The sequence below is a fragment of the Fundidesulfovibrio butyratiphilus genome (assembly GCF_054657235.1).
In genome coordinates, this window is record NZ_BAAHXA010000002.1 from 689,390 (window position 1) to 702,324 (window position 12,935).

Below are 12,935 nucleotides of genomic sequence, written 5' to 3' on the forward strand. Positions count from 1 at the left end.
GGCGCGTCGCGAGGCGGTGTCACGGCTTGAGCCCGGGAACGGGTGCGGTCGCACCCAGACTCAGGATGCAGTTCTCGCACGCCAGGGGATACTCGCCCGGGGTTGTCATGGCGCGCCGCAGTTTGGCAAGTTCGTGTCCGTTCCAGATTTCGGCCAGGGACTGGGTGTTGAAGTCGCCCACGGGGATGTGCTTGTAGAATTCGCTGCAGCAGGGAAAAACCACCCCGTCCCAGCGTACGAAAAGCATGTTCCAGGGATAGGCGCAGTCCAGGCGTTCCACATGGAGGTCCTTGAGGGAGTCGATGATCCGCACGTCCATGAACTTCTGGATGTCCACGATGTCGGCGAGTTCGGACCAGCGGCGGCTGAAGCGGTCGCGTTCGTGGCGGGTGAGGTTGTATTCCAGGAAGGTGACCCGCAGCACGGGCAGGCGTTGGCCGCGTTCGCGCCTGCGGTCGAGCAGATAGTGGAGCAGGCGTTCGAGCCGGTGGAGGTCGCCGCCGCGCACCGTGGCGTAGGTCTCGGGCGTGGCCGCGTCGATGCTTACGGTGATGCGGGTCAGGCGCATGTCCAACAGGGCCTCGATACGTTTTTCGTCGAGCAGTTGCCCGTTGGTGGCCAGAAAAATGTCGAGAAACTCGGGCTTGTCGCAGGCGTGGCGAAGGATTTCCATGGCGTCTGGGTGGGTGAAGTACTCTGACGCGGTGCCGAAAAGCATGGCCGGGGTCCCCATGGCCGCGCACTGGTCGATGAGGCGCTTGGCCTGGTCCGTGGAAAGATGATCGACCTCGGCGTGGAAGGGATCGTACTGCCGGTAGCAGTGGGGGCAGCGCAGGTTGCAGGCATCGCGCAGGCCCACGTTGACCGTGAGGGGGTAGGGCAGGACCGTTCGGTTGCGATTCACCGCTTCGAAGCTTTTGCGGTAGGCCAGGAACTTCTCGGCCATGTCCTCGCCGTAAAGGCGCAGGTACTCTTCGTAAATGATCCGGTTGGGGTCCACGCGGCAGTAGGGGGTCAAGTGGCCGCGAAAATCAGTCCGCTCCACCAGCGGGTCGGTCTCTTTGGGCAAGCTCATGCGGGCTCCGTGGACGGTCGTTTGGCCACCGTGACGAGGTGGGAGGACAGGCCGCTTTCCGCGAGAAAGGCTTGAAAGGCCCGCCTGGTCTCCTCGCCGGCTTCGAGAAGAAGATGGGTGAGAAAAGGGTCCTTGGCCATGTCCGGGCGGGCGAGCCACTTTTTGCGCACCAGCTCCACGTCGAGCTTGCCCGGAGTGGCGTTGGATACGAATTCCAGTCCGGCCCGGGCCAGGAGCAGGCGCAGGGAGTCCGGGGTGAAATAGTTGAGGTGCTCGTGGTCCACCGAGTCGGACTCGGGCCCCAGTTCGAGGATGTCGAACCCGGCACCGTTCGGGCAACTGAGCACGACAAGCCCTCCGGGACGCAGGGCCCGGCGGGCGCTGGCCAGGAAGGCCAGGGGATCGAAGGTGTGCTCGATGACCTCGAAAGCCGCCACCAGGTCGAAGGGCTCGTGTCCGTCCAGGTCGTCCATCAGGTCGCGGATCACGGCGTCGGCCCCTCGCTCCAGGCATTTTTCCGCCAGTTCGCCGGTCTGCACGGCCACGATGCGGCCCAGGAAGTCTCGCTCGCGCACGGCCCTGATGAAGGTGCCGAACCCGGCCCCGATTTCCAGAAGGCTTGCGCGGGCCATGGCGTGGTCCCGGCAGAGCTGTTCCACCAGGGCGGCCCGGGGGCGGAAGATTTTTTCGAACCGGGCCTGTTCGGAAGCGGGAAAGATGTGGGCATTGAAAAACGCGTAGTTGCGCGACGTTTCGTAGAAGCGGCGCAGCACCTCGTGGGACGGACGCGGGCTGACGAACACGGTTTGGCAACGCGGGCAGCGACGGTAGGAGAATCCGTTCTTGTCAAAAACGTGACGATGATCGGCGTCGGAACAGGCGGGGCAGTCCACCGCAACCCAGGAGTCCTTGCGCGAAAGCAACCAGGCGATGTCCTGGTCGAGGAACTCCTGCTGTGCGGTGCGCAGTCTGTCCGGGCGGATGTCGTCTTCCTTCACGTGGTTCTCCCGCGCCAGGGGCGCCATGGCGCTTGTTTCCTCTAAGAAAGCACAGAAGTTCGGGGTTGTCCATTGTCGCGTTCGGCGGCCGCGGTCACGGGGCTGGCCCAGGGGGCCTCTTGGGAGCGGCTCGCGGCCTCCTTCGCCCAAATGGCCGTCTGCGGGGGTGGCCTTCCGGTCCGGGGAGGGCTAAACGAAAGGGCTGGTTCGAAATTTGCTTTACCGCCGCACGGCCTCCTCGGTTCGCGAAGCGGCCGGAAGCGTCAGACGTATGGTAAGGGAGAACACATGGACTTTCGTTTCGTCATCGGCTGCTGCTGGTTCCGCGAGCGGGACATGCGCGAGCTTGGCGACATGCTGCGGGAGCGCCCGGAAATAGGCTCATGTCCCGACGTGGGGAGCATCGACCTGGAGCGCTTCGATCCGGGGACGTTTTCCAAGTCGGGGTACGACAAGATCTTTTACGGCAACTTCTCCCTGTCCTCCATGCGCCACGCGAGCCGCAAAAGCCGCGAGGCTCCGCTCATCACCACCATCGCCGAGCCTATGGCCCACGCCGGCTTCGGGCTGGAAAACATCACCGAGTTCGGCGCGCGAGAGGTGCGCGACGCCTGCCTGCGCCTGCTCGGGCCGTCGGTGCGCGCGTTTCTGGACGCCGCGCCGCCCGCCGATACCGTATATCCCCTCAACCCGGACGTGGAGAAGGGCGGCGTGCCCGGCCGGCCCCGTCACCTCGTGCTGTTTCTGGGCAACTATCTGCTGGCAGGATCGTCCAAGGCGGCCGTGCCCTACCTGCTCGGCCAAAGGAAGCGCGACACCCACGTCCACACCCGGCACTGTTCCTTCGAGGAGGCCCTGGACCTTCTGGACTCCCTGGCCAAAGACCGGGACCAGTTCGGACGCATCAAGGCCGTAATCGGCACGGATTGTCCGCCCGAGTCCCAGGGCTGGGCCGACCAGAAGGCCCGGGTGGACGCGGTAGCGGCGTCCCTGGCCGGGCGCGACATGGACGTGGAGCTTTTCGACGTATCGGCCCTGTACCTTTTTCCCCTGGCCGACATGCTGACGTACAAGATCCGGGGGCGTCTCATCGGCCTGGACCGCTGAGGCCGGCGCGCGCCCGTCCACGAACTCGCAGCGAAACGACCATGTCCCCACGCCTCGCCGTTATCCATCCCGAGGGGAATTTTCCCAACAATCCGCACCTGGACGGGCTGCTCGAACTGCTTCTCGAACGCGGCCACGCCGTGGACGTGCTGTGCCGGCCCCATGTGAGTCATGCCCAGGCCTCCAGGCGCGCCGACCTGCGCGTGCTGGCCCTGCCGGTTCCGCCCGGTCCGGTGGATCCGCCGCGCTCGGCGCTTTTCGGGCCGGGGGGATCGTCCGCGGCGGCGGCCCTGGCCGGGCTGCCCCGGTACGATCTGGTCCTGGGGGTGGACCTGGGAGTCGTTGAAGCCGCCTGGGTGGCCAGGGCCCAGGGGACGGCGCACGGGCTCATCTCGTACGAACTTTATTTCGCCGACGAATCCCCGCGCGGCTTCAAAAACGAAGAAATCGACGCCTGCCGCGACGTGGCTTTCGCCGTGTGCCAGGACACCTTGCGCGCCGGGCTCCTGGCCCGCGAAAACGCCCTGGACCCCGCGACGCCCCTCTTCACCATGCCCGTGGCCGGTCGGGGCGCGCGTGCGGGCAAGCGCTCCTTCGCCCTGCACGAGGCCCTGGGACTGCCCCGTTCGGTCAAGCTGGCCCTGGCCATGGGCAGCGCGGACGCCCCGTGGACCGGCACGCGCCAGGTGTTGGCAAACGTCGCGCGTTGGCCCCGCGATTGGGTCCTGGTCCTGCACCACCGTTTCGATCAGGCCGGGGTGGCCAGGTTGCGCGAAGGGCTGTCCCCCGAAGCCCGGAACAAGGTCTTTGTGTCGCCCTTCCCCAGCCTGCCCGGCCGGGAGCTCGGCCGTTTGCTCCACGCCTGCGACCTGGGCCTGGCCTTCTACACGCCCACCTACGACGCGCCGCTCCTGGGCAAGAATCTGGAGCACATCGGCATGGCCTCGGGCAAGTTTAGCACCTGTCTGCAACACGGCCTGCCCGTGGTCGTGAGCGACAGGGGCGAGATGGGACGCCATGTGGAACGCGAGGGCCTGGGGTGGCGGGTGGACGGCGTGGACCAAACCCATAGCCTGCTCGAAGGCCTGGACCGGGAGCGCCTGGACGCCCGTCGCCCCGCATGTCTGGATTTTTTCTCTCGCGCCTTGGACCTGGACGCCCTGGCCGGGCCGTTCCTGGACGCCGTGGACGCCGCCTGCGCGGCCCGGGCGCCACGGCTGTTTGCCGGGACCGGCGCGTCTGGCCGGACCCCGGGCGATGCCGACGAGCCGGGCTCGGTCGCGCTGTTGGCCCGGGCGCGCCTGGCCTTGGCCCTGGACCGGCCGGAAGAAGCGGCCCAGGCGCTGGGTTTGGCCGCGCGCCAGTCCGGGAGCGATCTGGAAAGCGCGCACCTGTTGGCGGTGGAGCTCGCCCGGCGCGGGCGTCCCGATCTGGCGGTCCCCGTGTTTCGGATGGTGAGCGACAATCCGGAAACCGGAGCCCGTCTCGCGGCCTGGGCGCTCTTCAAGGAAGGCGAGACGGCCGAACAGGCCGGCGACCCCGACCGGGCCCGCGCGCTCTACGGAAAAGCCCTGGCCCGCGACCCGGCCCACGCCAAGGCCGCCCTGGCCCTGGCCCCGCAAGGCGAGCCGCTTCGCGTGCGTCTGTGCGGCGGGGAAGGGGCCTGCGCCGTTTGCGCGGAAGGAGGGCCGGGGCTTGATCCCTCGGCCCCGGAGCGCGCCCAAGCCGTGTCCTGGCTGAACGTCCCCATGGACCCGCTGGACCAGGGCCTGTGGGACTATTATTTCGCCCGGCGCGCCCCGGACCATGTGGTCTTGGGGCTGCCGTCCGGGGCGGGCGCCGCCGACCTGGCCCGGCTGGCCGCGCTGTTGGCCCGGGGCCTGGCCCCGGCCGGGCGCGCGCGGGTGCGCCTGGGAGGCGGGCGTTCCGGGAGCGGCCCGGGTGCGGAGGCGGCGCGCGGGGCCCTGTCGCGGGCCGGATTGGTGGTGGAGCGCCTGGAGTCGCTGACCGACGGTACGGTCGCGGTGGACGTGCGAGCGCCGGGGGGCGCGCTCCCGGAGGGGGAGGTCGCTTCGGGCCGCCCTCAAGATTCGGGGAGGAACCGCCGATGAGGGAGGCGGGCGGCAAGACGTCCGGGTCGAACTTGATTTGTCCTGCGCATTGATTAACAAATACGGCCCGGCCTCGGGAGCTCCGAGCGCCACGCGGCCCGGAATCATAATGGAGCAGAGAGCCTTGCATACCACCGTCCAGAGGCCGCTTGGGGCCATCCGTCCCACCGAGCGGCACAACTACGTGGCTTTTTTTCTCACCCTGCGCTGCAATTTGCATTGCCCCTGGTGCATCAATCTGCACGACGGCGGGTCGCGGGCGGACATGAGCAAGCGGACCATGGACGCCGACGACTGGATTCGGGCCGCCAACCGCCTGGCTCTGCGCCCGGATCTGCCGCTTACCCTGCAAGGGGGCGAGCCCACGCTGCATCCCGGATTCTACCGCCTGGTCAACGAGATCAAGCCCGAGATCAAGTGTGATTTGCTCACGAACATGCGTTTCGACGTGGAGGAATTTATCGCCAACGTCCCGCCCGAGCGGTTTACGCGCGAGGCTCCCTACGCGCCCATTCGGGTGAGCTACCATCCTGGGCAAAACGACATCGAGGAACTGCTGGCCAAATATTTCCGCCTCGTGGAAGCGGGATTTCGGGTGGGGCTCTACGGCATTCTCCATCCCGATCCCGGGAAACGCGGGCACATCGAGTCCACCATGGCGCGTTGCCTGGGCCTGGGGGTTGATTTCCGCACCAAGGAGTATCTGGGCGAGTGGGACGGCGCGCTGCACGGGCACTATCTTTACCCCGGCGCGGTCATGGGCGGGCGGCGGCGGTCGTGTCGCTGTCGCACGGGCGAGCTTCTGGTGGACCCGGCCGGCGGGGTGTACAAGTGCCATTCCGACCTGCTCGCCGGACGCGCTTCCTACGCGCACATCCTGGACCCCGACTTCACCGAGGCGAACATCGACGAGTTTCGCGACTGCGCCTGCTTCGGAGAGTGCAACCCTTGCGACGTGAAGGTCAAAACCAACCGTTTTCAGCAATTCGGGCACACCTCGGTGGAAATCGTGGATCTGGAGGACTAGGCGCCGGTGAAAATTCTGCTCATCAAGCTCGGCTATTCCGAGACGTTGGACCCGGAAATGGGCAAGGTGACCAGTCTGGGCGACGTGCTGCGCACCACGCCCCTGCTGCCGGCGCTGCTCGAACGCCATCCCGGTGCGAAGATCGCCTGGCTGGTGGACGAGGCCGCGTCCCCGCTGCTGGCGGGCAATCCCCTGCTCGACCGAGTGCTGGTGGCCGATGCCTTCACGCCCTTTCAGCTCATGCGCGAAAAGTTCGACATCGTCATCAACCTGGAAAAGCACCCCGGCGTGTGCGCCCTGGCCGACATGACCGACGCCTGGGCGCGTTACGGCTTTCGTTTCGACGCCGCCACCGGGAGCTACCTGGCCTATGAAAAGGGCCAGGCCTTTCTCGACTATATCCGGGACAAGGCCAGGGAAAAGGACGAAGACCAACCGTCTTCCGGGGGGGCTCCCTCCAACGAGCCCGACAGGGGCCACGTCTGCTGGCAGCAAAACCTCATCGAGATGCTCGGGCTCCCCTGGCGGGAGCAGCCCTACGTGCTGGGGCCGCGTCCGGCCGTGGAGCCGGTCAACGACGTGGGGCTCAACCATCTGGTGGGAGCCAAATGGCCCACCAAGCGCATGGCCGAGTCCAAATGGGTCGAGGCGGCCACGGCCCTGGAGGGGCTGGGGCTGCGCGTGAGCTGGCAGCGGGGCGCGGGCGACCTCAGGCAGTACATGGACTGGCTGGCCTCGTGCAAAGTGGTGCTCACCCAGGACAGCCTGGGGCTGCACCTGGCCCTGGCCCTGGGGCGGCGGGTGGTGGGCCTGTTCGGACCCACGGACCCGTGGGAGGTCCACTTCTACGGCCGGGGCGTGATGCTCAGGCGCGAGGAGTGCCCTCTCATGCCCTGCGGGCGGCCCGAATGCCGCTTCGAACGTCCCTGCATGGACGCCTTGCCCCTTGAACGCATCGTGGCCGCCGTGCGCGATCAATTGGACCGGGAGGGAGCGTGACCAAGACCTTTGAATTCGCCGTGGACGCGCGTTTCGATCCCCTGGCCCCGTCGGGAATGGTGGAGGGCGAGGTGATTCGCGCTTGGCTGCTCTCCAGAGCCGCCGACATGGCCGACGCCGCGCCTGGCGAAAAGGACTTCGCCGCGCTTTCCGAACGGCTGCTGCTTGAAGGGCGAAAGGACCTGCTGGTTTGGGACGACCTGCTCAAGGCCGCCGAGATGACCTACTACGCGGACCAGACCCCGCTGGTCGGCCCCAGTCTGGACCTGTGCTGCGGCTACGCCTTCTGGACCAGCCGCATTCTGGGCAAGATCGACCTGGGCGTGGATCTGTTCCCCCGGGAAGGGGCCTTCCGCCGTTCCCTGGCCGGATTCGTGGAAAACGGGTTCATCGGCGGGGCCTACAGGGCGGTGTTGCGGGCCGATGTGACCGGGGAGATGCCCCTGCCGGACGACTTTTTTCAGAGTGTGGTCTCGGTCTGCGCCCTGGAGCACCTGGACCGGGCCGACCGGACCCTGGCCGCCATCGCCAAGGCGCTCAAGCCCGGCGGCAAGGCCTACCTGAGTTTGCAGACCCGGCGCTACATCGAGACGTTTGCCGAGATTTTTCATCCCGACTACGTGCGCCACGTGCGCGAGGCTTTTTCCATCCATGTGGACCGTTCCTGGCGCGAGTGGATCGAAATGGCCGAGGCGGCCGGACTGCGCGTGCTCGAAAAACGCTTTGTGCTGGACGGCCGTCAGACCGCGCTCAAGGCCCTGGCCTACTGGAAGGACCCCTTCCATCCGGTGCTTGGCGACCTGGGCCTGGAGGACGCTGTGAAGGAAATTCCCGAACTGCGCCGGCGCTACTACGCCTGGGTGCGCCGCCTGTGCGAAAGCCTGGCCGAGCCGGACGACGCCGCCATCGTCTGTCTGACCTGTGAAAGGAGCCGCTGATGGGCGAAAACACGCGATTCTTTCAGGGACGGCGAACGCTGCCCGAGGGGGAAGCACCCGACCGCGCGTCCCTGGCCGAGCGCCTGGCCCGCGATCCCGCCGATTTGGAGGCCGGGCTGACCCTGGCCGGGCTGCATGTTCGGGCCGGGGAGAACGCGGAGGCGGTGGAAGTGCTCGCCGCCTTGTGGCGGACCACCAAGCGCGCGGAGGCGGCCCAGGCCCTGGCCGAGGCGGCCCAGGCCCTGGCCGGGGAGAACCGCCGTCTGGCCCAGGCCCGCGAGCGGGACAAAGGCAGGGACGACGCCGTGGTCGCCCGTCTGGCCGGGCTTTTGCGCGCGTTGCTCGGCCCGCAAGGCGTGCTGGTGGACACGCTGGAATACGACATCGTCGGCGGTCTGGGCATTGACGCCACCTTGCTCGTGCCCATCGTCAAGGCGGGGTTTGTCGAGCGGGCGGGCAAGCCGGTGGTGTTTTTTTCCGGGAAGTCGGCCAATCCGGCGCTGGTGGAGATGCTGGCCCGCGAGTTGCCCGTGTTTCGCGACGAAGGCTTTCCCCGGCTCATGCCCTACTGCGGGTACGACTGGGACAAGGGCCGCTACACCCTGAGCCCGGATTTCGCCCGTGATTTTTTCGGTCGCCACGTCGCCCTGTTCGAGGGGCTGGTGGAGTTCACCCACTCCACCAACGGCCGGGCCTTTTGCCGCACCCCCGAGGAGGGGGCCCTGGGGCTGGGGCTGGCCGAACCCTCGCTGCGTTTCACTCCCGAGGAGTTGGAGCGGGGAGAGCGCTTCCTGCGCGAGGCGCTCGGCATGGGGCCGCGGGACTGGTTCGTATGCGTCTACGCCCGGGACGGGGCCTATTACGGCGAGACGCCGGAAAGCCGCAACTGGTTTCGCAACTCGGACATCGCCACTTTTTTGCCGGCCGTGGACGAGATTTTGTCCCGTGGCGGCCACGTGGTGCGCATGGGCGAGCGGGTGAACGGCCCTCTCGAACACCCGAGCCCCAAGTTTCTCGACTACTCCAACTCCCCCTGGCGGGAACCCTTTCTCGACATCTACCTCCTGGCCCACTGCCGCTTCCTGCTGGGCACGCCCAGCGGACTGTGCCACGTGGTCCACGCTTTTCGCCGGCCCGAGCTCATGGTGAACTCCATCAATCTGTGTACCATTCCCTCGAGCAGTCTCTACATTCCCAAGATCGTGCGCGACGCGGCCACCGGACGCCGCCTGCCCTTCGCCCGGTTTCTCGAACGATTTTACGGCGCTGGCGATCTGGGGCGGTTTCTGGAAAACGGCATCAATCAGCGCGACCTGCTGGGCGTGGTCTACGAGGACAATTCCCCCGAAGACATCCGGGCCGCCACGGCCGAGATGTTCGATCGGCTGGAAGGCCGGCATGTCCCTTCCGAAAAGGCCTTGTCCCTGCGCCGGGCCCTGCGCGAGATGTGGCGGCCCTGGTCGCCGGCCCACGGCAAGGCGGAGTTGGCCTCGTGCTTTCTGGAAGCCCACGGCGAATTGTTCGATCCGCGAGGGAGGGAATGATCGCCTGCCCGGTGTGCGGCGGGCCGAGTCGGGTCCTGTTCGAGCGCGGCGGCCAGTCGGGCAGCGTCCACATGCCCGCGGGCGACACCGTGACCCTGGCCCTGGCCCTGTGCCCGGACTGCGGCTTCTGCTTCAACCGGGACGCCTTCGCCGACCCGGGGGCCTTTTTGTCCTGGCTGGCTCCGGCGTACCGTTCCTATACGTTGCTGGACAACGACCTGCACGGCTTTCCCCTGGTGGACGAGCGCACCCGCGCGGCCGAACGGTTTCTGGACGCGCATTGCCCCTGGCCCGAGATGGAAAATGTGTTGGAAGTCGGGTCCAACAGGGGGGATTTTCTGGCTTTTTTGCGTCAGCGCCACGCGGGTGTTCACCTGCTTGGCGTGGAAAGCTCCCCGCTGGCCCTGGTGGGCGTGCCCACGCTTTTTCACGACGTGCGCGAACTCAGGTTCTCTCCCACGTTCGACCTGGTGATCGCCCGTCAGGTGGTCGAGCACGTGGCCGATCCCGTGGACTTCACCGCTCATCTGGCCGGGTTTCTGCGGCCGGGGGGGAGGCTTTTCTATGAGTTGCCCCTTCTGGAAAACGATCTGGACGAAGGCGTGGATCCCTTCGTGGTGGAGCATGTGGGCTTCTGGTCCGAAAGGTCCCTGGCCCGGCTGGGGGCGCGCGCGGGTCTGGTCCTGGAGGCTGTGGATTTGACCTATCAGATGTCGGCCCTGTTTCGCCGCCTGGGGCCGGGAGAAGTTTCGCCGGGCGACGCAATGGAGCGGTGGCCTGACCGGGGGGCCTTGCGCGCCGGCCTGGTTCGCCGTTTTTTGGACGGGGTGGAAAAAAGCCAGGAACAGTGGCGAAAATGGGTGGAGCAGGGGGGAGAGATCCGTTTCTACGGGGCGAGCAACGTGTTCCTGGCCGTGCACGGGGTCCTGGCCGAACGCTGGGGCCGCGATGTTCCAGACGCCTGCCGCCAGAGCCTGGCCGACGACTCTCCGAGCCGCTGGGGCTCGCTGGTGGGGGGACTTGCCGTGACGCCCTTGGAAGACCACGCCCCCAAGGGGCCGGTGCTTTGGGTGGTATGCGCCATGTACCGCTACCACCGGGCCACGATGGTTCCGCGCGTGCGTCAGCGGATGCGTCCTGGCGACCGCCTCTTCACCATGTGGACGGAGCTGGGGAACTGATTTTCCCGGCCCGGGGGGCGGCCCTGGGCCTTTGTCCCGGCCGGCTCATTTCTCCAGGACCGCGCCCATGACCGCGAACCAGGTGTCGCGCTCCGGGCGCTGGTCCGTCATCCAGCGCAGGCAGAACGCGGGGCGAAAGCCGAAGCGGGCGAGCAGCTCGCGCAATTCCAATTCGAAAAAGTAGCGCATGGCGTGCGTTTCCTCCAGACGCCGGATGGCGCCCGTGGCCTTGTCCTGGTCGAAAAGGGTATAGCGCACGTCCACAACGTTGCGCTCGGCGCGCACCGTGGGTTCGGCCAGCCGGGTGAGGCGAAGGCGGTCGTTTTCCAAGTGGCGCACCGCCACCTTGGGCGGATCCGAAAGCACGCCCGGCCCGTGCCAGAAGTCGAAGAGAAACACCCCGCCCGGCGCGAGATGCTCGCGCACCGTGGTCAGGGTGCGGGCTAGGTCGTCGGCCGTGGTCTGGTAGCACAGGACGTGAAAGAGCGCGGCGGCCGCGTCGAAACGTTGGCCCAGGCGCGCCTCGCGGATGTCGCCCCGCACCAGACGCACCCCGGCCCAGGCCTCCGGGCAGGCGGACTGCTTGTCCCGGGCCGCCCGCAGGCTTTCGTCCGACAGGTCCACTCCGGTCACCCGCCAGCCCAGCCCGGACAGGGGCAAGGCATGGCCGCCGGTGCCGCAGCCCAGTTCGAGAAGCGTTGTCGCGCCTGGACTCAGGGAGCGGAGAAGCCCATGCACGTAGCGGGCTTCGCCCGCGTAGTCCTTGCCCTGATAGAGCAGGTCGTAATACCGGGAATATTCTTGGAAGACGCTCATGCGAGCACGCTCCTGACGGCCTCGGCCGTGCGCTCGATCTGTTCCTCGGTAAGGGCCAGGCCGCTGGGCAGGTAGAATCCCCGCCGGGCCAGGCGTTCGGCCTGGGGGTGGCGGTCTTGCGAAAACAGTCCCATGCGTCGAAACACCGGTTGTTCGTGCATGGGCCAGAAAAAGGGACGCGTGCCCACGCCCTTTTCGGCCAAACGGCGCGAAACCTCCTCGGCGGTCAGCTCCAGCTCGTCGTCGAGCACCAGGCCGAAGATCCAGTAGAGGTTTTCGGCGTCCGGCGTGCGCTGGAGCGGCAGGGTCACTCCGGGCAGTCCGGTCAGCAATTCGGTATAACGCGCGCCCATGCGCCGCTTGCGCAGGAGAAATTCGTCCAACCGCTCCAATTGGGCCAGGCCCAAGGCGGCCTGCAGGTTGGTCATGCGCAGGTTCCAGCCCAACTCTTCGTGCACGAAACGCCTTCCCGGCTGAAAGCAGAGGTTGCGCAGTGAGCGCAGACGCTCGGCCAGGCGGGCGTCGTCGGTCACCACCATGCCGCCCTCGCCCGTGGTGACGTGCTTGTTGGGATAGAAGCTCAAGGCCCCGAGCGTCCCCATGCCCCCGCAGGGCCTGTCCCGCCAGGTCTGGCCGATGGCTTCCGCCGCGTCCTCGATCACGGCCAGGCCGTGGCGCTCGGCCAGGTCGAGCACCGGGGCCATGTCCACGGGCAGGCCGTAGAGATGCACGGGCATGATGGCCCTGGTGCGCGCGGTGATCGTGTCGGCCAACCGGGAAACGTCCATGTTCCATGTCTGGGGATCGGAATCCACCAGCACCGGCGTGGCCCCGGCCCGCACCACGGCCGCGGCGCATGAGATGATGGTGAACGCGGGCAGGATCACCTCGTCGCCGGGTCCCAGTTCCAGGGCGGCCACGGCGGCTTCCAGGGCGGCGGTGCCGTTGGTCACGGCCACGCCGTGGGCGCGGCCCAGGCGCGCGGCCATGGCCTGTTCGAACCGGGCCACGAAGGGGCCTTCGGAAGAAATCCAGCCCGTTTCCACGCACTCGGCCAGGTAGCGGGCCTCGTTGCCGTCGAGCAGGGGGGTGTTGACGGGAATGAAACCGCCGGAGTCGGGCATGGCGTGGGTCCTTGC

11 protein-coding genes are annotated in these 12,935 nt (G+C 67.3%); 7 read left to right on the forward strand and 4 right to left on the reverse strand.

Annotated elements, in window-relative coordinates; genetic code table 11:
* Positions 1 to 19: 19 nt before the first annotated feature.
* Positions 20 to 1,075, reverse strand: a complete 1,056-nt coding sequence (locus tag ACYQ01_RS14135) for a radical SAM/SPASM domain-containing protein (protein ID WP_459934503.1) — start codon at positions 1,073 to 1,075, stop codon at positions 20 to 22.
* A complete protein-coding gene (locus tag ACYQ01_RS14140; protein ID WP_459934504.1) occupies positions 1,072 to 2,100 on the reverse strand; it encodes a class I SAM-dependent methyltransferase in 1,029 nt (342 codons plus the stop codon). The genes ACYQ01_RS14135 and ACYQ01_RS14140 overlap by 4 nt, the downstream gene beginning before the upstream one ends.
* A 261-nt stretch (positions 2,101 to 2,361) precedes the next feature.
* Between ACYQ01_RS14140 and ACYQ01_RS14145 the strand changes: the two genes are divergently transcribed.
* From ACYQ01_RS14145 to ACYQ01_RS14175, 7 genes are all read left to right on the forward strand, one after another.
* On the forward strand, positions 2,362 to 3,180 hold the full coding sequence (locus ACYQ01_RS14145; protein WP_459934505.1) for a hypothetical protein: 819 nt from the start codon (positions 2,362 to 2,364) through the stop codon (positions 3,178 to 3,180).
* 41 nt (positions 3,181 to 3,221) lie between these two features.
* Complete coding sequence (locus tag ACYQ01_RS14150; protein WP_459934506.1) at positions 3,222 to 5,291, forward strand: hypothetical protein; 2,070 nt, start codon at positions 3,222 to 3,224, stop codon at positions 5,289 to 5,291.
* A gap of 109 nt (positions 5,292 to 5,400) precedes the next feature.
* A complete protein-coding gene (locus tag ACYQ01_RS14155; protein WP_459934507.1) occupies positions 5,401 to 6,318 on the forward strand; it encodes a radical SAM protein in 918 nt (305 codons plus the stop codon).
* A gap of 6 nt (positions 6,319 to 6,324) precedes the next feature.
* On the forward strand, positions 6,325 to 7,317 hold the full coding sequence (locus ACYQ01_RS14160) for a glycosyltransferase family 9 protein (RefSeq protein ID WP_459934508.1): 993 nt from the start codon (positions 6,325 to 6,327) through the stop codon (positions 7,315 to 7,317).
* On the forward strand, positions 7,314 to 8,255 hold the full coding sequence (locus ACYQ01_RS14165; RefSeq protein ID WP_459934509.1) for a methyltransferase domain-containing protein: 942 nt from the start codon (positions 7,314 to 7,316) through the stop codon (positions 8,253 to 8,255). Before ACYQ01_RS14160 ends, ACYQ01_RS14165 begins: the two co-directional genes overlap by 4 nt.
* The gene (locus ACYQ01_RS14170; RefSeq protein ID WP_459934510.1) at positions 8,255 to 9,799 is read left to right on the forward strand and encodes a TIGR04372 family glycosyltransferase; all 1,545 of its coding nucleotides are present in this window, start codon (positions 8,255 to 8,257) and stop codon (positions 9,797 to 9,799) included. Before ACYQ01_RS14165 ends, ACYQ01_RS14170 begins: the two co-directional genes overlap by 1 nt.
* Positions 9,796 to 10,980 (forward strand): class I SAM-dependent methyltransferase, encoded by a 1,185-nt coding sequence (locus ACYQ01_RS14175; RefSeq protein WP_459934511.1) that lies wholly within the window; start codon positions 9,796 to 9,798, stop codon positions 10,978 to 10,980. Before ACYQ01_RS14170 ends, ACYQ01_RS14175 begins: the two co-directional genes overlap by 4 nt.
* A gap of 45 nt (positions 10,981 to 11,025) precedes the next feature.
* On the opposite strand, the gene ACYQ01_RS14180 is transcribed toward ACYQ01_RS14175, so the two are convergent.
* Both ACYQ01_RS14180 and ACYQ01_RS14185 read right to left on the reverse strand, forming a co-directional pair.
* On the reverse strand, positions 11,026 to 11,796 hold the full coding sequence (locus tag ACYQ01_RS14180; RefSeq protein WP_459934512.1) for a class I SAM-dependent DNA methyltransferase: 771 nt from the start codon (positions 11,794 to 11,796) through the stop codon (positions 11,026 to 11,028).
* Positions 11,793 to 12,920 carry a DegT/DnrJ/EryC1/StrS family aminotransferase gene (locus tag ACYQ01_RS14185; protein WP_459934513.1) on the reverse strand — a complete coding sequence of 376 codons (1,128 nt, stop codon included), beginning with the start codon at positions 12,918 to 12,920 and terminating at the stop codon, positions 11,793 to 11,795. The genes ACYQ01_RS14180 and ACYQ01_RS14185 overlap by 4 nt, the downstream gene beginning before the upstream one ends.
* Positions 12,921 to 12,935 lie beyond the last annotated feature (15 nt).